The organism is Lactobacillus xujianguonis (assembly GCF_004009905.1).
GTDB classification, from domain to species: domain Bacteria; phylum Bacillota; class Bacilli; order Lactobacillales; family Lactobacillaceae; genus Lactobacillus; species Lactobacillus xujianguonis.
This window is the reverse complement of record NZ_ML136898.1, coordinates 1-21,997: the sequence shown is the minus strand read 5'-3', so window position 1 is coordinate 21,997 and position 21,997 is coordinate 1. Positions and strand designations below refer to the sequence as shown.

Genomic DNA, 21,997 nt, shown 5'->3' with positions numbered 1-21,997 from the left:
TCCTATTTCAACTTAACATCCCAAGCAGCAATTTGACTGTTGCCGTAGTACTTGTGGTAGAGCTTCTTAGTTTCTGGTGTTTGGAAAGCCTTCACTACATCTTGGTACAACTTCTTCTTAGCTTGATCCTTGCGGGCACAGATAATGTTAATCCATTGCTGTGAATCCTTATTAATTGGTTCGATATAGATCGTTTGCTTATCAGTTAAACCAGCTGGACCAGCATAGTCGTTGTTAACCACCGCTGCGTCAACTGAGTCAAGGACCCGGCCAGTTTGCTCAGTGGCTACTTCCTTAATCTTCAAGTTGTTGGGATTATTAGTAATGTCAGCCACGGTGACTAACTTCTTGCCCTTTCTTAAAGAAATCAACCCGGCATTCTTTAAGACAAACAAGGCTCTTGATTCATTAGTGGCGTCATTAGGAATAGCGATCGTGGCGCCGTCTGGTAATTGGCTCAACTTGTGGTATTTCTTTGAATACAATCTGATTGGCGCAATGTAAGTTTTACCAATTGCAATTACCCCGCCGTGGTTCGCCTCATTCCAAGACTTTAAGAAAGCGTAGTGTTGGAAGGCGTTTAAATCAATATCACCTGACTTCAAGGCCTTATTTGGTTGGTTATAGTCAGTGAAATTCTTAGTTTTAATAATAATGCCATATTTTTGTTTGGCAGTTTTCGCAATTTGCTTCCAGATGGCTTCATCTTGCTTACTCTGACCAACCACCCCAACGGTCACGGTCTTTTGATTAGCTTGACTCGGAATCCCTGGTCCGAAACTAAACCACCCTGCAACTAAAATTACTACTGCAATAATTGACCAAATAATGGTATTTCTGCGTCTTCTCTTTCTCATAAGAACAACCCTCCAAGTGTTTTTTCAATAAAAAAAGCACCCGTCATCAAAAAGGACGAATGCTTCGTGTTACCACCTTAGTTTAACTATTACTCACATAATAGCTCTCAACGACTATCAAAAAATAGCCTGCTGTGTTAACGAGTGCAAACCCGCTGCCAGCTAAATATCACTGACAGTCATCATTTCAAGCCCATGTTCACTAACCTTCACTAACTGAGTCTCACCTACTCCTCAGCTCTCTGTAGTAGTGAATAAATTAGTTACTCTGCTTTTCAAGATGTTTAAATCATTTAATTGTAAATAAATTTATCATTCGCTTTTAATCTTGTCAACTATTATTTTAATTTTTTCAATTATTTTCCTTGCTTACGGCCGCGATGGTAGGCCTCATGCAAATCCGCAAAGGTCATGCTTTTACCTTTTTGATCAAAGACGACTAGGACTTCGGCCACGCCATCGAGCATATGCGATAGCCATCTGAAAATCGTTACCGCTGCAAAGAAGAGCACCAGCAACATGAAAATTGACCGCGGTTTGAGCATGCTCAAAGAGAACAAGTTATGTAAGAAGATAATTGAGCCAACGACTCCTACTAGGGAGAGGGCAATGACGGATAAGCGGAATTTATTCAGTGGTGCGGAAATGTGGTACATCACCATGGTCCCGACTAAAATTAACAACAAAGTAGCTGTGGTTCCAACTTGGTCGTGGTCTAAGGCAATGTAGGAACCAGCCACGACCAGAATGCTGACGGCTAACATGTCAGTTAAGCCACCAGGAATGGCCCGAGCCAAGACATTCGGAATGAACTTGCCGCGAATCCGGTTGTGGTTACTTTCTAAGGCCAACATAAAGGATGGCAAACCAATGGTAAAGGCGGAAATCAAGGTGATTTGTGATGGTTGAAGCGGATAATTAATGGTCATAATCAGGGAGAAGATCGCCATCAAGAATGAGAAAATGTTTTTCACCAAGAACAGACTAGCTGACCGTTGAATATTGTTAACCACGCGACGCCCTTCATTGACCACGTCCGGCATTTTGACAAAGTTAGAATCAAGCAAGACCACTTGGGAGGCTTGCACCGCAGCACTATTGCCTGAAGCCATGGCAATGGAACAGTCGGCCTTCTTCATGGCTAAAATATCATTGACCCCATCCCCGGTCATGGCAACCGTATTACCTTGATTTTGCAAGGCAATCACAAACTTCTTCTTTTGTTCCGGTTTCACCCGGCCAAAGACGTTATAGTTCTTGACCGCATTTTCATATTCGCCATCTTTAATGGTTTGGGCATCAAGGAACTTGTCCGCCCCGCTAATACCGGCCTGACTGGCTACCCGGGAGACCGTTAAGGGATTATCCCCTGAAATAACTTTAATTTGGACGCCTTGTTTGGCGAAGTATTCAAAGGTGCTCTTAGCTTCTTTACGGATCGGATTAGTTAACAGAATATAGCCAAGTACTTGTACCTCTTGGGTTAATTGCGACTTTTCTTCAGTTAAAGCCGCTGGATAGTTGGCCACGATCAGAACCCGGTAGCCTTGATTGGCGTAATTTTCAAATTCATCGGCATAATCTTGAAATTGATCACGTAAGACCATTTCTGGAGCTCCAATGACTGTAGTGTTATCGCCAAAAACTACCGCTGAATACTTATTAACGGAAGTAAAAGGAATTACCGTTGTCGCTTGCTTACCAGTCGAGCTCGTGAAATGTTCATGAATGGCCTTCATGGTCGCGTTATCGGCTGGCATATTAGCGGCAAAATCACTGATGATTTGGTCCAAGTTTTTGACTTGAGCTTTTGGCGAAACAATGGCCTTTTCAACACCCATTTTGGGCTCAGTAATGGTACCTGTCTTATCCACGCACAGGACATTAACCCGCGCCAGAGTTTCAACACTCTTCATATCGTGCAACATGACTTCCCGGCGGGCTAACCGCGTAGCAGCTAAAGCCAAGGCAATGGTCGTTAACAAGTAAAGGCCTTCCGGAATCATCCCAATCAAAGCTGCTTCCATGGAAACCACGCTCCGGGCAATGCCGGCGTGATTGAAGAAGTAACTCTGACAAAACAAAGCTAGTCCAATCGGAATAATAATGATTCCGACCCACTTAACTAAGCGGTTAATTGACCGCACCATTTCTGACTGCTCGGTCCCACCCATGGCTTTAGCTTCAATGGTTAATTTAGAAATGTAAGATTCCTTACCAACTTTTTCTAGCTTGGCATAAGCCTCGCCAGAGACGACAAACGAACCCGACATTAATTCAGAATTGACGGTTTTCTTAATTTCATCCGATTCACCGGTTAACAGCGACTCATTCACCCGAATTTCGCCGCTAACGATTTTGCCATCGGCCGGAATCTGCTCCCCCGTCTTAAGCTTGATGATATCATCGACCACCAGCTCTTCAATGGCTACCTGGACTTCTTGTCCACCGCGGATTGCAGTCACGTGAGTGGCACTCATCACATTTAACTTACTCAGGATTCTTTTCGCGCGAATTTCCTGAATAATTCCGATGATCGTGTTCAAGATAATCACCGGTAAGAAGGTCAAGTCCTTGTAAGCCCCAACCAGAATTAACAGCACAGCTAAAACCACAAAAATCAAGTTAAAGTAAGTAAAAACATTTTCGCGAATAATCTGAGTGTTGGTCTTAAATTGGTCATCAACTGCGCGGTTGACTTGACCGTTTTTTACCCGTTCTTCAACTTCTGCCTGGCTTAAACCAGTCAAAGTCTGCTTTGTTTCGTCCATGAAATAATCACCTTTTTACGTTTCTTTGACTAAATATTATAGCGAAAGAAAAGCCTAACTTGCAATTGACAAGCTAGACTTTAATCATAATTTAGTTATTTCTTTGATAAGTTAAAAAAGTGTACGGATAAAGATTCTTGGCATCAGCTGCATGAGCCTCTTCGTTAATTAATTTGAAGCGAGTGTAATCAATCGCTGGCATCTTCGTATCCGTTTTAAAAGTGTGGTCGATGAAAGTTTTTTCTAACACATCCACTTGGTCTAGTAAGCCTTGAAACACTGACACCCCACCAATCACGCAAATCTGATCGTCTTGGTGATCAGCAAGATAGTCTTTTACTTCCTCAAGCGACGCAAAGAAACTTACTTGATCATTGTCCTGATACTTCTTTCTTAAGTCTTGATTATGGGTTAAAACCAAATGTTTACGCCCTGGCAAGAGTTTAGGCAAACTAGCAAAGGTCTTGCGCCCCATTAAGATCGGATGCCCCATGGTTTTTTCCTTAAAATGGTGGAGATCAGCGGGCATACGCCACGGCAAATGGCCCTGATAGCCAATACCTCCTTGCTGATCTTCAGCCCAAACATAAGTAATCATTGCTGGCCTCCTATACTGCCACTGGTGCCTTAATTGAGCCATGGTGGTGGTAATCAAGCACCTTAATATCCGTCATCTCAAAGTCATCGATGTGCTTTTTAGCGGGATTCAGCCATAATTCTGGTGAATCATAAGGCTGGCGACTGAGTAATTCTTTGACTTGCTCAAAATGGTTCCGGTAAATATGGGCATCCCCCAGAGTATGGACAAACTCACCTACTTCAAGTCCTGTTTCGCGCGCAATCATGTGCAAGAGCAAGGCGTAACTCGCAATGTTAAACGGTACACCCAAGAACATATCACCTGAGCGTTGATACAGCTGCAAGCTCAGCTTACCATCAACGACATAGAATTGGAACAAAACATGGCATGGTGGCAAGGCGCTAGTCGGCACATCTTCAGGATTCCAAGCCGTCACAATCAGGCGCCGGGAATCGGGAGTCTGCTTAATCTGATCGATCACATTTTGAATTTGATCAATAAAGCCACCTGCCCGCTTTTCCCAATGGCGCCATTGAGCACCATAGACATCACCTAAGTTACCGTATTTTTGGGCAAAAGCTTCATCGCTCAGAATGCGTTCATCAAACTTTTTCATTTCGGCTTGATATTGCTGGTTAAATTTCGGATCACTTTGACTACGTAAGCCAAAGTTGGTCATATCAGGGCCTTGATACTCAGAACTAGTCACCCAATTTTTAAAGGCCCATTCATCCCAAATATGATTGTGGTGCTCAAGTAAAAAGCGGATGTTGGTGTCACCCCGCAAGAACCATAAGAGTTCACTTTTAATTAAACCAAAAGGCACTTTTTTGCTAGTTAAAAGCGGAAAGCCCTGACTCAAGTCAAACCGCATCTGCGCACCAAAGAGACTCCGCGTCCCGGTGCCGGTACGGTCACTCTTGTCATGACCTTCCGCCATTATTTTTTGTAAAAGATCTAAATAAGGTTGTTCTAGTATTGCCATTGTGCTTCCTTCTATCCTTCAATGATTAATACTAGACTACCACATCTTGTGATTATTAGCTATTCTTGCCTCAAGATTTTGTGATTTCACCTCTGTGTCGAATTACATAAACCAGCGCAGCCACGATTAACACCAAGGCCCCGACACTAACTGAAATCCGCGTATCCGGATTGATAAACATGAAAATCACAATCACCACGAGCATAGCAAAGGCAAAATAGTTTGAAAACGGATAAAGCGGCAATTTAAATGGGTGATCTTGCAATTGCTTCTTGTTGTGTTTTCTAAATCTTAATTCTGCCAGCAAAATCACAAACCATGGAATCATCCCTGGCAAAACTGAGGAGCTGAAGACAATCACGAACAAGTCTGAAGCTGAGTGATTGAAGTTAGAAGCGATCACGTTCAGGATAAAACCAATAAAGATCCCACCTGAAATCCCCATAATTGCGCGGTCAGGCACGATTCGGTTGGAGATATGACCGAAAAGTTTTGGTGCTTCACGGTCATGCGAGAGCTTAAAGAGCATCCGACTAGAAGAATAAATTCCTGAGTTAGCTCCTGACAAAGCCGCGGTTAAGACCACGAAGTTGATAATGGAAGCCGCTGCTGTGATCCCTACCTTGGCAAAAGTCGTTACGAAAGGCGAACCCAGTGAATCGAGCTTGTTCCAAGGATAGATGGTCACAATTACGAAGATGGCACCCACGTAGAAAATCAATATTCGCAATAAAACGGACTTGACGCTTTTAACAATTGCTTCTTGCGGATGAGCTACTTCTCCAGCGGAAATCCCGAGTAATTCAATGCCTTCATAAGAACCAACAATAATGGACATGGAGAAGAAGAAACCTTTAACTCCGCCAGTGAAGAAGCCGCCATGCGCCCAGAGGTTACTGAAGCCGGTTGGCTTGCCGCCGTTACCGACACCAAAGAAGATAACGATAAAGCCTAAGATAATCATCAGAATAATCGTGATGACCTTGATCATGGCAAACCAGAATTCCAGTGAGGCATATGCTTTGGCACTGGCTAAGTTGGCCAGGAGTAAAAAGGCAATGATGATAATCCCAGACCACAGGGCACTGATATTGGGCCACCAATATTTCAGATACTCGGTCGCGGCCACCACTTCGGACATCCCTACGACAATATATTCAAAGACGTTGGCCCATTCAGCTAAATAGCCGGCCAAAGGATGGACATATTCAGTCGCGTAATCCGCAAAGGAGCCCGTCCCTGGATTGACATAGAGCATCTCCCCTAATGCCCTCATGACAATGTACAAAATTAAGCCGACAAACATGTAAGCTAACAGGACTGAGGGACCAGTCCATTTGATCGTTGAGCTTGATCCCATAAACAACCCAACGCCGATTGCTCCTCCAAGTGAAATCATTTCCATCTGTCCGGCGGACATGGTACGTTTCAGTTGCGGAGCATGATGTTTTTTGTTCATTTTTTCACCACACAACTCAAATAATTTTTGACTGGAACTAGTGTCAGCCTTCATAATTCGTTATAATTTTATGCTATTCTATGTTAGATGGCAAATAGGTTTTTTCCTATATTAAAATGTGGTAATGCAAATTACGTCGATGTTATTTATCGTAAAGATAATTTCGTATTTACCTGAATTTAAAAAATTGCTATAATTGTTTTGTTGTGGAGAGTTGGCAGAGTGGTAATGCACCGGACTCGAAATCCGGCGAACCAGGTTTATCCCTGGCGCGCAGGTTCAAATCCTGTACTCTCCTTAATATAGCTCAATATAAAAGCCATCATCGTTTATTTTGCGATGGTGGTTTTCTTTACCTTAATTTTTTGTATTTTCACAATTAGTCGTACCAAGATCCGATATTCTTAGAAGTAATTGAATGAAATCGCTAATTGCTTGAGATAAATTATTAAGCTTAACATTAACTTTTTGAATATGATCGTTATCTAAACTCGAATCAAAAGATTGAAGATGGCGATTCAATAATTTAGATCTAGTTGTATTTTTTTCAGTCAAGTCAATGCCATTCATTTTCATGTTCCATAAAGGTATCGTCTTTGTTTTCTAAAATATTAAATAAGACACCATCACCCAAATGATCAGTAACAGCTGTGATCACTTGAAGATCATCATCAGCAATTAATTTGAATTCGACTTTATTTTTAAGCTGATTAGGTATATGAGCTTGAATTGTGTCTAAAAGATTGCTATTAATATGAACCATCATTTTCACCTTGTTTAACGCAATTTGTGTTTCAATCGATTTATATTAGTGTAATCTATTAAAAATGTTTTTAATAGCGATATAAGTTTATTTATCTTTATTAGATCATTGCTTTTCCCCACACTTAAGGGTATTCTTTTGGGGTAACATGACACAGGTGATAAACTGAGATTTGTCAAAAGGTAATAGATATAAACAAAAAGGAAGTAAGACAAATGTGTACATCAATTATTTTTAGTCCTGCTGATCACTACTTCGGTCGTAATCTCGACCTTGAAATCAGCTTCGGTCAACAAGTGGTCATCACCCCACGTAAGTATGAATTTAAGTTCAAGAACATGCCCAGCTTGAAGAACCACAACGCCATTGTCGGCATCGCTATGGTGGCAGATGGTTACCCACTTTACTTCGATGCAAGTAATGAAAAAGGCTTGGGGATGGCAGGACTTAACTACAACGGCAATGCCCACTATTTCCCAGTCACCGATGAAGATAAAGACAATATCGCTTCATTTGAATTCATCCCTTGGATCTTAGGTCAATGCGGAACTGTTGCAGAAGCTAAGAACTTACTTAGCCGCATTAACATTACTAACCTTAACTTCAAGCCTGAAATGCAAGCTTCACCATTACACTGGTTACTTGCTGACAAGACTGGAGCTTCAGTAGTCATCGAATCAGACGCAGATGGTTTACACGTTTACGACAACCCAGTTGGCGTTTTAACTAATAACCCTAAGTTCCCATTGCAATTGTTCAACTTGAATAACTACTCTAACGTTTCCTCAGCTGAACCAAAGAATGGTTTCTCAAAGGACGTTGATTTTAACCTTTATAGCCGTGAGATGGGGTCTCGCGATTTACCTGGTGGTGCCGATTCAGCTTCACGCTTTGTCAGAGCAACTTTTAACAAGTTCAACGCTCCAGTTAGCGACGACAATAACAAGAACATTGACACTTACTTCCACATTTTGCACTCAGTCGAACAACAAAAAGGTGTCGACCAAGTTGGCCCTGGTAAGTTTGAATACACCATTTACTCAAGTGGTACTAACCTTGATACTAGTGACTTCTACTACACTACTTACGAAAACAAGCGCATCAACCACATTGATATTCATAAAGAAGACTTAACAGCTAGTGACTTAATCACCTTCCCAATGCTTGATCAAGTTACGATTAATGATCAAAACTAATTATTAAGTTTTCCTCAAGGAAGAAGCTACTCTAAGAAAAACCTGCTAGAATTTTCTTAGAGTATTTTTATGGGAATTATTAAGGATTGATTATTGATACATGGAAAATTGGTTAATACTGATAGTAGCTGCTGCTATTTTGTTAATACTGGTTTTTAAAATTAAGACTTCTAGGCGCTTCAACCTGTTCGACCATTGGTTGCACCATAAACTGGTTAGACAGCGAGACGGCTATAGCTGGCAGGTCATTACTTTTTTAAATGATCCTAAGCTAATGGTAGTTTGGGCGGTTTTACTAGCAAGTGAGTTAATTGATCAAGGCCACCCCGTCACTGCCCTCTGGGTATTGGCAACGCTGGGCTTTACTGATCTAGCTGGTATTATTTTGAAAAAATTAGTCCGGCGCCGGCGGCCTATTTTACATTCAGACCTTGAAGAAGGCTACAGTTTCCCTAGTGGACATGTTTTAGGCGCAACCACGATGGCCTTGATCTTGGTGCAACTTTTCGGTAAGCAATTAGGACCTTGGTTTGGGATTGTCTTAGTAGCCTTGTGGTTGATGGTCGTGGTATCACGGTTAAGTTTAAAAGCGCACTATCCATCTGACATTATTGGGGCAACAAGTCTGGCGATTTGTTGTTTTAGTATTTCTCAGCAGATATTTTTAGCGATTTAAAAATAAATCAGTGGGAAGAAACTTCACGAGTCAACGCCGAGATAGTGTAGAACTAAATTAAAGCACGCAGTGCTTAATTTAAGTTCGTAACTATAGTCGGCTTTGACTGTTTCTGACCATGACAAAAAAGAGTTTGGCGGTTGCCAAACTCTTTTTGATTTTCATGCTTTTCTATTATTACAGAATTGTCGTGAGAAAAAACAGAATCAGACGACTATAGTTACGAACATGGATTGAATACTTCGTATTCTAATCCAGTTCTACACTATCTCGTCTGATTCTCGAGAAGTTTTTTCTCACTTCTTTTGCTATTCATGATACCCAATCATCATGCCGCCCTCTTCAGCGTAGAAACTACACAGACCGCGCATCGGACGAATTTTAATTTTAACATCAGGGAAATCTGCCAAAATCAATTTCTTTAAGTTCTCTGAATCAGCTTCATTTTCACAGTGATCAATAATCACTTCACCGCCTTGGTAGCCTTCAGCTTTCATTGCCTTGACTACTTCACGCAAGGCCTTCTTCATCCCGCGAGCTTTGCCAATTTGTTCAAACTTACCTTCCTTACTTGCCTTACCCACAATATTGATATGGAGTAGGCCTGCAATTTTGGCCACAGCTGGTGAGACACGGCCGTTTAAAGAAAGATTATGCAAGTTTTGCAAAACGAACAACAAATGAGTTTGAGTTCTCATCTTAGCAATTGCTTCTTCTAAATCAACCCAGCGCAAATCTGATTGCAGCAATTTTTCAATTCCTTCAATAATGACGGCCATTTCTGGACCGGCCGTCCGAGAATCAACCACAATAATTTGGGCGTCAGGATGCTTTTCCAAATAAATATCCCGCGCTTGAATAGCTGAAGCATAAGTGCCACTTAAGCCGCTGGTCATGGCCACGACGATTGCTTTATCGCAGCCGTCTAGTGCTTCAAGCCATTCATTAATACTTGGGCAAGCAGTCTTACCCGCCACTTGGTTAGTTTCCATGGATTTTAAAAAGTCAGCAATATTTAATTGTTCATCATCACGATATGTTTTTTTGCCCAAAGAAATTGAAAGTGGGACAACTGTTAAGTTTTGTTTTTGATCAGTCAAATCATTTGAGCTGGAATCCGTAATTAATCTAATCTCTTCCATCGTCTATTTCCTTTGATATAAACATCATTCAAGTAATATTCACTTTAATGTGAGAATTCTATACTTATTATTATAATGTAAAGCTTAAATAGATTATACCTCACTTTAGGAAAACTTAAAATGTAAACCGCTTTCATATGTTTACAGAATCACAAAGTTAGGCTAAAATTTGAGTTGTAGTGGAGAGCAGATGGCTTTCCATGATGCTGGTACATTTAAACCGGTACCACATCATATATTTTTAGGAGGTTTTTTGATGTTAAAATCAGTCATTGAAAATGTTCATGCACTTGAAATTTTTGACTCACGTGGTAACCCAACTGTTGAAGTTCACGTTACCCTTTCAAACGGTGTCGTAGGTAAGGCTGAAGTTCCATCTGGTGCTTCAACTGGTGAAAACGAAGCCGTTGAATTACGTGACGGTGGTTCGCGTCTTGGTGGTAAAGGTGTTTCTAAGGCTGTTAACAACGTTAACACTGAAATCAACGATGCCTTAAAGGGTATGGATCCTTACGACCAACCAAAGATCGACAAGACTATGATCGACTTGGATGGTACTCCAAACAAGGGTCGTCTTGGTGCTAACGCTATCTTGGGTGTATCTATGGCTACTGCTGTTGCTGCAGCTAAGGATGCTCACCAACCTTTGTACCGTTACCTTGGCGGTATCGATCTTGAAATGCCACAAACTTTCCACAACGTTATCAACGGTGGTGAACACGCTGACAACGGTATCGACATTCAAGAATTCATGATCACTCCAATCAAGAAGACTTCATTCCGTGACGGTTTCGAAAAGATCGTTAACGTATACCACACCTTGAAGAAGGTTCTTGAAGACATGGGTTACGAAACTGGTTTAGGTGACGAAGGTGGTTTCGCTCCTAACATGAAGAACTCAGAAGAAGCTTTGAAGGCTCTTCACGAATCAATCATCAAGGCTGGTTACAAGCCTGCTGAAGATATTGGTATCGCATGTGACTGTGCTGCTTCATACTTCTACAACAAGGAAGACGGTAAGTACCACCTTGAAGGTAAGGTTCTTAACGATGAAGAATTGGCAGACTACTACGACAAGCTTCTTGACGAATTCCCAGAATTAATGTCAATGGAAGACCCATACGACGAAAACGATGTTGACGGTATGGTTAAGTTTACTGCTAGCCACAAGGACCGTATCCAAATCGTTCTTGACGACTTCATTTGTACTAACCCAGCACTTTTGAAGAAGGCTATCAAGGAAGGTGCCGGTAACGCTTCATTGATCAAGTTGAACCAAATCGGTACTGTTACTGAAACCCTTGAAACCATCCGTATGTCACGTAAGAATGGTTACAACACTATGATTTCTCACCGTTCAGGTGAAACTGGTGACACCTTCATCGCTGACTTAGCCGTTGCTGTAAACGGTGGTCAATTGAAGACTGGTGCTCCAGCTCGTTCAGAACGTGTTGAAAAGTACAACCGCTTGCTTGAAATCGAAGAAGAACTCGGTGAAGGCGAACGTTTGGCATTCTTCCCAGATGACGTAGATCACGACTAATTCAGTGTTTGAATTAATCAATGAATAAAAAGAAGCTTGCAATCGCAAGCTTCTTTTTTTCTGCTTTTTTTAACTATAAAGTGACAATCGTCCCTACTCCCTGATTTAACTTACCAGCATTAGCTAAAGAAGTAATAATGGCTTGGTGCCCAGTATGTTGGACAAATTCCATCGCTGCTTCAATTTTAGGTTTCATACTGCCAGGAGCAAATTGCCCTTCAGCTAAATATGTTTTTAATTGCGAACAAGTTACTTGCCCAAGTGCTTGTTCGTTTTCTTGGCCATAATTTAAATAAGCATTCTGTACCGTGGTTAAAATCACCAATTGGTCAGCCTTAATATTTTCAGCTAATTTAGCAGCACTATAGTCTTTATCAATGACGCCCGGTACGCCTTTTAAGCCGTCGGCATCAACGACAACTGGAATGCCGCCACCACCAGAAGCAATCGGCACACAATTATTAGCTAGTAAAGTTCGAATGAATGGTGCTTCCAAAATTTGTTTTGGCTTGGGTGAAGCAACTACTTGTCTAAAACCGCGCCCGGCATCTTCTTTATAGACATAATTTGGATGCTCAGCCTGTTCTTTTTTAACCTCTTCTTTAGTAAAGAATGGTCCAATTGGCTTGGAAAGATTTTTAAAGGCTGGATCATTAGGATCAACTACAGTTTGGGTCACTAGCGCTACAGCTAATTTTAAGGCAAAACTGCGTTGCAACAAGTCATCTAAAGCTTGTTGCATCCAGTAGCCAATACTTCCTTGAGTCATGGCCCCTACTGTATCCAGTGGCATAGCCGGATTATTAGGATTACTACCCGCCTGCTGCTGGAGCAATAAATTACCAACTTGCGGGCCATTACCGTGAGTAATTACAATCTGATCGCCATTTTCAATCATTTTGACGATCGCAGCCATCGTTTTCTTAATCGCCTTTTTCTGTCCGGCAGCCGTTTTATCACTAGTTTGGATAGCATTACCACCCAAAGCAACTACAATCTTACTCATGATTGGCCCCTACTTTTCTAAAACTGACGGAATAAACAAATTACCTAAAGTAGCTGCTATAATCGCCTTAATGGAATGCATGCGGTTTTCAGCTTCAGTAAATTGCCAAGCATACTTCGAATTGAAGACCTCATCAGTGACTTCCATGTCATGCAAGCCATACTTAGCTTCAATTTCTTGGCCGACAGTGGTTTCCGTATTATGAAAGGCTGGTAAGCAATGCATAAAGATTAATTCATCATCGGGGGTCCCCGTCTGCTGCATTAACTGCATGTCTACCTGGTAAGGCTTTAACAACTTAATTCGCTCTGACCAGTCATTCTCACCCATGGAAACCCAGACATCAGTGTAAATGATATTGGCTCCTTTGACGCCTTCTTCGATGTTATCAGTAACCAGGAATTTAGCACCAGTTTGGGCTTCATATTTCTTAGCAATCGCATGGACATCTGGGTGCGTGAAGAGTGATTTCGGCGTCACAATATGAACATTGACGCCTAGCATGGTACCGGCCACTAGCAAACTATCAGCCACATTGTCACGACCATCCCCAACATAAGCTAAGGTTAGCCCCTTTAAATGACCAAATTTTTCCTTAATTGTCATAAAGTCAGCTAGCATCTGGGTTGGATGCCATTTATCAGTTAAACCATTCCAAACAGGGACACCAGCATATTCAGCCAACGTTTCGACATCTTGATGCGCAAAACCGCGGTATTCAATCCCGTCAAACATGCGGCCCAAAACGCGCGCCGTATCCGCAATTGATTCTTTCTTACCTAAGTGAATTTCTCCGGCGCCCATGTATTCGGGATTAGCACCTAAATCATGACAAGCCACCACAAAGGCTGACCGGGTTCTAGTTGAGGCTTTTTCAAATAAAAGCGCAATGTTCTTACCCTCGAGATACTTATGCGGGATGTGCTTTTGCTTTAATTCTTTTAAGTGCAGGGCAAAATCAATTAAATAATTTAATTCTGCGGGTGAATAATCCTTACATGCTAAAAAACTACGTCCTTGAAACACATTTTGTAAATTTGACATGATAAAACCTTCTTTTTACAAATCTTCACGTACTAACGAACAGGACATACAGCGCGGACCGCCACGCCCTCGTGACAACTCACTGGAGCGAATCTCATGCACTTTAATGCCATGCTGGCGCAGTAAATCATTAGAAACATAATTACGGTCATAGGTAATGACTTCACCTGGAGCGATGGCCAAAGTATTAGAACCATCATTCCACTGCTCACGGGGAGCAGCCACCGGATCAGCGCCACCAGTTGGAATTAGGTCCAATTCCGACAAGTGCAAATATTTCTTTAAGACCTGAGTTAGGTTAGTTTCATGCGTAATAGTTAAACCGTTTGTGCCTGCTTTTAAGACGTAAATATCAATATTATGGTCTTGATCCAAAATAAAGGGATGAACGGTGAACTGATCATAATTAATCATGGTGAAAACCGTATCCAGGTGCATCATAGCATGATTATGCGGAATTTTAATGGCGAGCACAGTCTTAAACTTACTATCACGGAAAAGTTTCTGCGCTAGTTGGGTGATCGCTGTCGCTGAAGTCCGCTGAGAAATTCCAATCGCTAAGACATCTTGACTGAGGACTAACTCATCCCCACCCTCTAAGCGACCATGTTGGTATCGGTCACGCCAAATTGGAATCTTCGCATCTTTATATAAAGGATGGTGAAGCAGGATCGTTTCCATAAATAAGGACTCCCGCCGTCTAGCCCGGCAAGTCATGCGGTTAATGGTCATCCCATTACCAATCGCTGCTTGCTGGTCACGGGTAAAGTAAACATTTGGCATCGGATCCAAGTAGAAAGGATAAATTGGATCTTCAGCCAAATCAGCTAAGGACAAGTGCTGGAGCTTAATTTGATCTTTTCTAACTCCTGCAATAATTTGCGCTACCATTTCACTTGGACTTAAGCTCATCAAAAATTCCACTAACTCTTGATAAAGCTCATCTTCACCAACAATGCCTGATTCAGCTAGCAGCTGCTTCACAAACTTCGTGCGAACATTCTTGTCTTTCAGGCTGTCAGCTAATAATTTTTCTAAATAAAGTACCTTAACTCCATGCTCTTCTAACAGATGAGCAAATTGATCATGTTCTTCATCAGCAATTTTTAAGTAAGGAATCTCGTCAATCAGCATTCGTTCAAGTAAGTCTGGGGCTAAATTTTCTAGTTCCTTGCCCGGACGATGTAACATGACGGTTTTTAACCGACCAATCTCTGAATAAACATGAATTGGGTCATTCATTGAAACTCAATCCTCGCTTTCATAACTATTGTAATCGCTTACACTTATATTATGGAGCAATCATTAGCGCGGATCAATTATTCAATTAGATCTCTGTATAGCTTTAGTTAAACAAGTCGATGATTCTTTGAGTTAACGGCGATACCTTGCCGCTGCGCCAAACCAATTGCAAGTGCGTTTGCCAGCTGGCATGTTTAACTGGAACAAATTGACCTGAAGCATATAAGTTGGCAATGGATTCTGGAACAAGGGCTGACCCCATCCCTTTTTGCGCCCATAAAATGGCCGTGCGCGAATCATCACATTTGACGGCATAAAAAGGCGTCAAGCCTTGATGAGCAAAACTTTCATTAAAGATATTTTCAAAGCGGCGATAAATAATTAGAGACTGCTTGACTAAATCTTTGAGCGTGACGGCTTTCTTATTTAACAATTTCTCATCCGTCGTGACCAAGGTCATCTTTTCATTGGTTAAAGTTTTACTTTCAATCCCATGATGATTAAAAGGCGTGCGCACAATGCCCAAGTCGATCGTACCATTACGTAATTTTTCCAAAACCCCAAAACTGTTTTCTTCAAAGACATCAAAAGAAACCGTCGGATAATACTTAGTGAGTTTGACAAAGGCGGCTGAAGGTAATTCACCCACTGAAGAAGAAGCGGAGCCTATTTTGATGGTTCCTAACTCTCCTTTAGCCGTTTTATGAACTTGTTCTTCCGCCGTTTCCGCCAAGGCGACGATTTTTTCGGCATAACTTTGTAATTCCCTGCCAGCATCGGTTAATTCAATCCCATAAGCTGTCCGTACGAAAAGTTTAACTTCCAGTTCTTTTTCAAGTTGTTTTAACTGATAACTTAGTGGTGGTTGCGCAATAAACAAGCGCTTGGCAGCGGCTGTAATCTGCTTTTCTTCAGCCACCGCTAAAAAATACCGTAATTGTTTTAGATTCATAATAATCTCCCCTGCAGTTATAAAAGTTTTGTATATCTATTATTGTAAGTAGATATTTTATTCAAGGCAAGATCTGTGCTAACTTATATAAGGTAATTTAGATTTGGAGGAAAAATTATATATGGCTGAAAAATTTACAGGTCTTACTCAAGCTGAAGCCGAAAAACGGCTGCAAGAAAACGGCTTAAACGAAGTACCTGAACCCAAATATAACTTTTGGAAAGAATTTGCTGGTAAATTATGGAACTTATCAGCTTGGATTCTTGAAGCCGCAATTATTTTGGAAATCGTATTAGGCAAAGTCGTTCAAGCCTTGTTTGTTCTTGGGATGTTGTTATTTGCCGCTTGGAACGGAGCAACCAAGAAGAAGCAATCACAGCGCGTGCTTGATAGTATCTCGCACAAGTTAACCCCAACAGTTGCCGTTAAGCGTGATGGCAAATGGGTTAAAATCGACTCCAAGAAATTAGTGGTAGGCGACTTAATTTCACTCAAGCGTGGGGATGTCTTGGCCGCTGATGCCAAGATTGTGCAAGGAAAAATGGCCTTTGACGAAAGTTCTATTACGGGTGAATCTGATCCGGTTAAAAAGGAACTTGAACAAGAAGCTTTTGCTGGAACCACTGTTGTTCAAGGTGATGGTTTAGCCATTGTTACGGCTACTGGTAAGAATTCTCGTTCTGGTAAGACGGTTAACTTGATCAACAATTCAGCCGCTCCTGGTCACTTGCAACAATTGTTGACGCGGATTATTTACTACCTCTGCTTACTGGACGGTGTTTTAACTTTAGTCATCGTGATTACTGCCTGGTTCAGAGCCGGAAGTTTAGCTAACTTCATCGCTTTAATGGGTAAACAAGGCAACATGCTTTCCTTCTTAGCCATGATGTTTATTGCCTCAATTCCGGTAGCCATGCCTTCAACTTTTGCTTTATCTAACTCCTTTGAAGCAACCCGTTTAAGTAAGGAAGGCGTTTTAACGGCCGACTTAACTGGGATTCAGGATGCCGCTAACTTGAATTTACTCTTGTTAGATAAAACTGGCACCATTACTGAAAACAAGACTGCAGTTGCTAGCTGGGACAACTTCACTAAGTTAAGTGATGAAGAGGTCTTACAATTAGCAACTGGCGCCACTGATCAACGTAATCAAAGTATTATTGATGCCGCTATTGACGAATACGTCACTACCCAAGGCTTAGTGATCAAAGACAGTTCTAACTTTGTGCCTTTTACTTCTGACACTGGCTACTCCACGGCCACCGTTGACGGACACAATGTAAAGCTTGGTTCCTTTAAGCAATTATCTTTAATTGATAAGAATGCTGAAAGTAAAGTTGAACATGTTAACTTTGAAGCTGGACGTTCCGTAGCGGTGTTAATTGATGACATTTTAGCCGGAGTCTTTATTTTGAAAGATAAAGTTCGTGCTGATTCAAAACAAGCCTTAACTGAATTAAAGAAGCGCGGAATTCGCCCAATCATGTTAACTGGTGACAACCAAAAGACCGCTGCGGCGGTAGCCCAAGAAGTGGGTTTAACTGGCGACGTGATTTCAATCCATGATTTAAATGAACAAACTAAGACTTCAGAATTAGCCGGCATTGCGGATGTTTTACCAGAAGATAAACTCAAGATGGTGAAAATGTTCCAAGAAGAAGGCTTCATTGTCGGCATGACTGGGGACGGGGTTAACGACTCCCCTGCCTTGAAGCAAGCTGAAGTTGGGATCGCCGTTTCTAACGCCGCTGACGTTGCTAAACGTTCAAGTAAGATGGTTTTACTCGATGACGGTTTAACCTCAATTGTTAAGATTTTGGATGCGGGGCACCGAGTTTACCAAAGAATGACGACTTGGTCCTTAACTAAGTTGTCACGGACCGCTGAATTAACCATGTTATTAACCCTTGGTTACATTTTCTTTAACTACCTGCCAATGGCCTTCAATGCGATGGTTTTCTACACTATCATGAACAATATGGTAACCATGATGATCGGAACTGACCGGACACATATTACCTACAAGCCAGAAAACTGGAATATGGCTAAATTGTCAAAGATTGCCTTCTCCTTAGCTAGTGGTTGGACCATTTTAGGTGCTATCTTCCTCTGGTTCCTCAACACTCATGGCTTTAGTCATGGTGAAGTTTCAACTATGAACTATGTTTACTTAGTCTTAAGTGCCATGTTCATTGTTTTGATTACCAGAACTAAGAAATACTTCTGGCAAGATTATCCTTCTAAATTAGTCGGGAGCGTGCAAATTGCGGACGTGGTCATTACCTTTATTTTGGCTTTATGCGGCATTGCCATGGCCAAGATTGGCTTTGCGGCATTAGGAATCACCATCTTAGTTGCTTTAGTGGTAGCCATCATTGTTGATCTCTTCTACCAACCAGCCATGAAGAATCGGTAATATAGATTAAAAAAATAAACCACGATTACTTTTTAGTAGTCGTGTTTTTTTGCTAGAATAAGATAATAATGTTATCTCAAATACGAGAAGGAAGTTTTTAGATGATTTGGACATGGGATGTTATTCGCCGAATTATTGAAGTCTTATGGCTCATCAATATCGGCTTTGCCATCTGGACTGTTTTTCGTAGTCGACGAGATATTGCCTCGACTTGGGCTTGGCTATTAGTCTTATCTGTCTTTCCGATTTTTGGCTTTATTATTTACCTCTTTTTGGGTCGCCAATTATCACATGATGAAATCTTTGCCATTCAAAGCTCGCAAGCAAAAGTCAGAGATGATTTCTTAACTAAGCAGCACGCTTTACTGAAAAAACACGACCTGCTCCCTTCCTGGGAACGTAGACCGCGAGCCCGCATGCTGAGCGAGTTAAATTTGACCAATGATGATGCCCTGTTAACTTTTAACAATTCAGTTGAAATCTTCATTGACGGGCCAAAATTGTTCGACAATCTGATTGCCAATATTAAGCAAGCCAAAACAATGATTGACGTCGAATTTTATACTTTCTACGATGATCATTTAGGTAATCGCGTACTAAAGGCCCTAGAAGACGCTGCTAGCCGTGGTGTTAAGGTGCGGGTAATTTACGATGCTAGTGGTTCTCACGGTACTAAGCCCTCATTTTTCGCCAAATTAAGAGAGTTAGGCGGTGAAGCTCAACCATTTATTTCAACTTCTAAGAAATACTGGTTTACCCCTCCTCGTTTGAACTATCACTTACACCGTAAATTAGTGATAATTGACCACGAAATTGGTTATATTGGCGGTTTCAATATTGGAGACCAGTACGTTGATCAATCTGCTAAATTCGGTCACTGGCGTGATACCCACTTCCGCGTAGAAGGTCAGGCTCCACAAATGATGGAAATTCGTTTTGCCATGGATTGGAACACCTCATGCCGCAAGTCACGTCTACCTGAATACAATATTGATTGGGCTAAAGATTTTGCGCTGCAAAAAGCCACAAATGAATCGAATGTTGCCATGCAAATTGTCTCATCCGGTCCAGATAGTCAAGATTTTGCAATTCGGCGCAGTTATGAAGGAATTATTGCGGGTGCCAGAGAATATGTTTATATTCAGACCCCTTATTTAATCCCTGAGCCCTCAGTCTTAGAAGCTTTGATTATTGCTGCTAAAAGTGGCGTTGACGTCCGAATTATGGTTCCTTGCATGGCCGATCATGTCTTTGTTTACCGTGCTACTGAGTATTATGCCAAATACCTAACCCAAAACGGCGTAAAGGTCTATAAGTACGATAACGGCTTTATTCATGCTAAAACAATGGTTTCTGGTTCTAACATTTCTTCAGTTGGTTCCGCTAACCAAGACTACCGGAGTTACAGTTTAAACTTCGAAGTGAATGCTTTTAGCTACAGTCCTGTTTTAGCTGCTAAGTTGAAAAAGATCTTTGAAGACGATTTGAAAGATGCCACGTTAATGACTAATGAATACTTTGACAGTCAAAGCAAATGGCGCAAGTTCAAACAGTACTTCTCAAGATTGTTATCACCTATTTTGTAATAAAAAAAGAAGCAAAGTGTCTGGAAAAGATTTCCTAGACACTTTTTCTACCCTAAGTCAAGTATTATCAGTGATTTAAGTAGAAAATTTTGTTTGTTATGATGGTGCGAATTAGGTCAAAAAAAGAAAAAGCGGAATTTGAAAGAAAACAATGGTATCACAAATAAACCTATGAATACTTGTAGTTTTTTCATAGGTTGTTATACTGAAGTTGATCATTTGATTTCAACTAAAGTCTTTGGTAATGTGTGGCTACGTTGTAATCATATAATGGATCATGTTTGATAAGAGCAAACATTGTAAGTATCAGTTTGTGGACTGATGCAATGGCGATCTTCTTATAGCCTCGACTATTTGAAGATCGTTTTTTCTTATCATAATAATCAGTAATATGACAGGGTTGAGTAGCCTTGACAGTTTCCATTTGAGTAATTGTCCGATAAAGAATCTTTCTAGCTAAATGGTTACCATGTCTAGTTATTCCTAAATGACTGTCCTTTTCACCTGATTGGTAGCGGCCTGGATCAATACCAACAAAAGCATCAATTTGAGCTGAGGTATCAAAACGTTGTAAATCTCCTAGTTCGGCAACTAATCTAACTGCAGTAGTTTTGGCAATACCTGAAATACTCTCATAGATAGTTAAAGACCGTGCATTTACTTGCTTAGAAAGTTTTTCCATATAATTAACTACGCTTTCTCTTTCTGTAGTTAAGGAAAGCAGATGGTCAATATTTCGTTGAATTGCACGAATGGTAATACTGTTATCAGTATCATACGGATAAGCTTGTCGAGCTAAAGCATAGAGTCTAGTCGTTAAGTATTGTGCTCTTTGTCTGCCAATGCCTGAAATAGTTAACAGACTTTGAAAGACTTGGTTTTCATTGTGATTTAAGACATATTGAGCATGTGGGAATAAGCTGACAATCGTCCAATAAACCCTGCCAGATGGGGTCGAAAGGATCCTCTCTAATTGAGGAAAGGTAGACTGTAAATTACGATGCAGTTGGTTTTTATTGATTACTAAAGCTCGGGTAAGTTCTTCATAATAACGACTTGCATTTTGTAGTTCATGGTACTCTCTGGATTGCGGCTGACGCAATTTTTGCGGTGCATTAAATTGAATTAAAGCTAACCGATAAGCATCAACTTTATCGGTTTTATTATGTCTTAAATTATTGTCCATCAGCTTCTTAGCCTTTAAAGGGTTAAGCTTTAAATATTTAATATGATAGTCCTCTAAAAAAGCCTGCAAGCTTAATGAGTAAACTTCAGTAGCTTCAAAAACAACTAAAGTCGTGATCAAGTATTGATTTAAATGATCCAATAACTCCTGATAACCAAAAGAATCATTAGTAATCTTGAATATTTTACCTTGCTTAACACGATCAATTACTACACAAACAGTAGAAGATTTACTGCTAACATCAATGCCAAAGATAATATTTTGTTTCATCATTTTAACCTCCAAGTGAAGATAAATAGCTTTATCAAACTATTCAATTCTCATTTTCTGAACCCGGCATCAAGTGCCCACAGACTTCGAAGAGACTTATAAATAGGCGGTAAAGCACTCCGTTTTACATACGACATCATGTGTCCAAGAGTCTGAAGACTTTGTTTGCTTTATCTTCACTTTCTATTTTAGACAAAATAAACATTCTAAGCTAAATAGTGAATTAGTTATCCGACGGGATAATTGATTCACTATTTTTGTTCTCTTGTAGAATTAAAGTAGTAGTAAAACGATATGCCCTGTCGCTTTTAGACACTTGATGT

18 protein-coding genes, 1 tRNA gene and 1 other annotated feature are annotated in these 21,997 nt (G+C 40.9%); of the genes, 6 read left to right on the top strand and 13 right to left on the bottom strand.

Annotation, left to right across the window (positions count from 1 at the left end; genetic code table 11):
• Positions 1–2 precede the first annotated feature (2 nt).
• The 5 genes from EJK17_RS09360 to EJK17_RS09340 form a co-directional block, all read right to left on the bottom strand.
• The gene (locus EJK17_RS09360) at positions 3–857 is read right to left on the bottom strand and encodes a MetQ/NlpA family ABC transporter substrate-binding protein (protein WP_103662422.1); all 855 of its coding nucleotides are present in this window, start codon (positions 855–857) and stop codon (positions 3–5) included.
• Between the two features lie 48 nt (positions 858–905).
• Positions 906–1,145, bottom strand: a binding site (T-box leader).
• A gap of 68 nt (positions 1,146–1,213) precedes the next feature.
• Positions 1,214–3,628, bottom strand: coding sequence for a cation-translocating P-type ATPase (locus EJK17_RS09355; RefSeq protein ID WP_127796382.1), 2,415 nt, complete (start codon positions 3,626–3,628; stop codon positions 1,214–1,216).
• A gap of 91 nt (positions 3,629–3,719) precedes the next feature.
• On the bottom strand, positions 3,720–4,226 hold the full coding sequence (locus EJK17_RS09350) for a dihydrofolate reductase (protein WP_103662420.1): 507 nt from the start codon (positions 4,224–4,226) through the stop codon (positions 3,720–3,722).
• Positions 4,227–4,236: 10 nt separating this feature from the next.
• Positions 4,237–5,193 carry a thymidylate synthase gene (locus EJK17_RS09345; RefSeq protein ID WP_103662419.1) on the bottom strand — a complete coding sequence of 319 codons (957 nt, stop codon included), beginning with the start codon at positions 5,191–5,193 and terminating at the stop codon, positions 4,237–4,239.
• Positions 5,194–5,263: 70 nt separating this feature from the next.
• Positions 5,264–6,652, bottom strand: coding sequence for an amino acid permease (locus tag EJK17_RS09340; protein WP_103662427.1), 1,389 nt, complete (start codon positions 6,650–6,652; stop codon positions 5,264–5,266).
• A 208-nt stretch (positions 6,653–6,860) separates the two neighbouring features.
• Between EJK17_RS09340 and EJK17_RS09335 the strand changes: the two genes are divergently transcribed.
• Positions 6,861–6,950: transfer RNA gene (locus EJK17_RS09335), tRNA-Ser, on the top strand.
• 59 nt (positions 6,951–7,009) lie between these two features.
• Here EJK17_RS09335 and EJK17_RS12155 read toward each other — a convergent pair.
• A complete protein-coding gene (locus EJK17_RS12155) occupies positions 7,010–7,222 on the bottom strand; it encodes a DUF1828 domain-containing protein (RefSeq protein WP_161494931.1) in 213 nt (70 codons plus the stop codon).
• Positions 7,209–7,418: a hypothetical protein gene (locus EJK17_RS09325; protein ID WP_127796381.1), complete on the bottom strand. Its 210-nt coding sequence runs from the start codon at positions 7,416–7,418 to the stop codon at positions 7,209–7,211. Before EJK17_RS09325 ends, EJK17_RS12155 begins: the two co-directional genes overlap by 14 nt.
• 212 nt (positions 7,419–7,630) lie before the next feature.
• Between EJK17_RS09325 and bsh the strand changes: the two genes are divergently transcribed.
• Both bsh and EJK17_RS09315 read left to right on the top strand, forming a co-directional pair.
• A complete protein-coding gene (gene bsh, locus EJK17_RS09320; protein ID WP_103662416.1) occupies positions 7,631–8,611 on the top strand; it encodes a choloylglycine hydrolase in 981 nt (326 codons plus the stop codon).
• A gap of 100 nt (positions 8,612–8,711) precedes the next feature.
• Complete coding sequence (locus EJK17_RS09315; protein ID WP_103662415.1) at positions 8,712–9,287, top strand: phosphatase PAP2 family protein; 576 nt, start codon at positions 8,712–8,714, stop codon at positions 9,285–9,287.
• A gap of 308 nt (positions 9,288–9,595) precedes the next feature.
• Here the strand turns inward: EJK17_RS09315 and EJK17_RS09310 are convergent, their stop codons facing one another.
• Entirely contained in the window at positions 9,596–10,429 is an 834-nt protein-coding gene (locus EJK17_RS09310; protein WP_103662414.1) for a DegV family protein, read from the bottom strand.
• 256 nt (positions 10,430–10,685) lie between these two features.
• Between EJK17_RS09310 and eno the strand changes: the two genes are divergently transcribed.
• Positions 10,686–11,972, top strand: coding sequence for a phosphopyruvate hydratase (gene eno, locus EJK17_RS09305; protein ID WP_103662413.1), 1,287 nt, complete (start codon positions 10,686–10,688; stop codon positions 11,970–11,972).
• 73 nt (positions 11,973–12,045) lie between these two features.
• On the opposite strand, the gene arcC is transcribed toward eno, so the two are convergent.
• From arcC to EJK17_RS09285, 4 genes are all read right to left on the bottom strand, one after another.
• The gene (arcC, locus tag EJK17_RS09300) at positions 12,046–12,981 is read right to left on the bottom strand and encodes a carbamate kinase (RefSeq protein ID WP_236629380.1); all 936 of its coding nucleotides are present in this window, start codon (positions 12,979–12,981) and stop codon (positions 12,046–12,048) included.
• 6 nt (positions 12,982–12,987) lie between these two features.
• Positions 12,988–14,022 carry an ornithine carbamoyltransferase gene (argF, locus tag EJK17_RS09295; RefSeq protein WP_103662411.1) on the bottom strand — a complete coding sequence of 345 codons (1,035 nt, stop codon included), beginning with the start codon at positions 14,020–14,022 and terminating at the stop codon, positions 12,988–12,990.
• Between the two features lie 15 nt (positions 14,023–14,037).
• Positions 14,038–15,264, bottom strand: coding sequence for an arginine deiminase (arcA, locus tag EJK17_RS09290; RefSeq protein ID WP_103662410.1), 1,227 nt, complete (start codon positions 15,262–15,264; stop codon positions 14,038–14,040).
• Positions 15,265–15,367: 103 nt separating this feature from the next.
• Positions 15,368–16,216, bottom strand: coding sequence for a LysR family transcriptional regulator (locus tag EJK17_RS09285; protein WP_103662409.1), 849 nt, complete (start codon positions 16,214–16,216; stop codon positions 15,368–15,370).
• Positions 16,217–16,337: 121 nt separating this feature from the next.
• On the opposite strand from EJK17_RS09285, the gene EJK17_RS09280 reads away from it, so the two are divergent.
• Together EJK17_RS09280 and cls are read left to right on the top strand one after the other, a co-directional pair.
• Positions 16,338–18,632: an HAD-IC family P-type ATPase gene (locus tag EJK17_RS09280; protein WP_103662408.1), complete on the top strand. Its 2,295-nt coding sequence runs from the start codon at positions 16,338–16,340 to the stop codon at positions 18,630–18,632.
• A gap of 101 nt (positions 18,633–18,733) precedes the next feature.
• Positions 18,734–20,218, top strand: coding sequence for a cardiolipin synthase (gene cls / locus EJK17_RS09275; protein ID WP_127796380.1), 1,485 nt, complete (start codon positions 18,734–18,736; stop codon positions 20,216–20,218).
• 229 nt (positions 20,219–20,447) lie between these two features.
• Here the strand turns inward: cls and EJK17_RS09270 are convergent, their stop codons facing one another.
• The gene (locus EJK17_RS09270) at positions 20,448–21,677 is read right to left on the bottom strand and encodes an IS110 family RNA-guided transposase (RefSeq protein ID WP_103662406.1); all 1,230 of its coding nucleotides are present in this window, start codon (positions 21,675–21,677) and stop codon (positions 20,448–20,450) included.
• Positions 21,678–21,997 lie beyond the last annotated feature (320 nt).

Coding starts and splice junctions, on each gene's coding strand:
- EJK17_RS09360 (WP_103662422.1), bottom strand. CDS start 857: ATGAGAAAGAGAAGACGCAGAAATACCATTATTTGGTCAATTATTGCA.
- EJK17_RS09355 (WP_127796382.1), bottom strand. CDS start 3,628: ATGGACGAAACAAAGCAGACTTTGACTGGTTTAAGCCAGGCAGAAGTT.
- EJK17_RS09350 (WP_103662420.1), bottom strand. CDS start 4,226: ATGATTACTTATGTTTGGGCTGAAGATCAGCAAGGAGGTATTGGCTAT.
- EJK17_RS09345 (WP_103662419.1), bottom strand. CDS start 5,193: ATGGCAATACTAGAACAACCTTATTTAGATCTTTTACAAAAAATAATG.
- EJK17_RS09340 (WP_103662427.1), bottom strand. CDS start 6,652: ATGAACAAAAAACATCATGCTCCGCAACTGAAACGTACCATGTCCGCC.
- EJK17_RS12155 (WP_161494931.1), bottom strand. CDS start 7,222: ATGAATGGCATTGACTTGACTGAAAAAAATACAACTAGATCTAAATTA.
- EJK17_RS09325 (WP_127796381.1), bottom strand. CDS start 7,418: ATGATGGTTCATATTAATAGCAATCTTTTAGACACAATTCAAGCTCAT.
- bsh (WP_103662416.1), top strand. CDS start 7,631: ATGTGTACATCAATTATTTTTAGTCCTGCTGATCACTACTTCGGTCGT.
- EJK17_RS09315 (WP_103662415.1), top strand. CDS start 8,712: ATGGAAAATTGGTTAATACTGATAGTAGCTGCTGCTATTTTGTTAATA.
- EJK17_RS09310 (WP_103662414.1), bottom strand. CDS start 10,429: ATGGAAGAGATTAGATTAATTACGGATTCCAGCTCAAATGATTTGACT.
- eno (WP_103662413.1), top strand. CDS start 10,686: ATGTTAAAATCAGTCATTGAAAATGTTCATGCACTTGAAATTTTTGAC.
- argF (WP_103662411.1), bottom strand. CDS start 14,022: ATGTCAAATTTACAAAATGTGTTTCAAGGACGTAGTTTTTTAGCATGT.
- arcA (WP_103662410.1), bottom strand. CDS start 15,264: ATGAATGACCCAATTCATGTTTATTCAGAGATTGGTCGGTTAAAAACC.
- EJK17_RS09285 (WP_103662409.1), bottom strand. CDS start 16,216: ATGAATCTAAAACAATTACGGTATTTTTTAGCGGTGGCTGAAGAAAAG.
- EJK17_RS09280 (WP_103662408.1), top strand. CDS start 16,338: ATGGCTGAAAAATTTACAGGTCTTACTCAAGCTGAAGCCGAAAAACGG.
- cls (WP_127796380.1), top strand. CDS start 18,734: ATGATTTGGACATGGGATGTTATTCGCCGAATTATTGAAGTCTTATGG.
- EJK17_RS09270 (WP_103662406.1), bottom strand. CDS start 21,677: ATGATGAAACAAAATATTATCTTTGGCATTGATGTTAGCAGTAAATCT.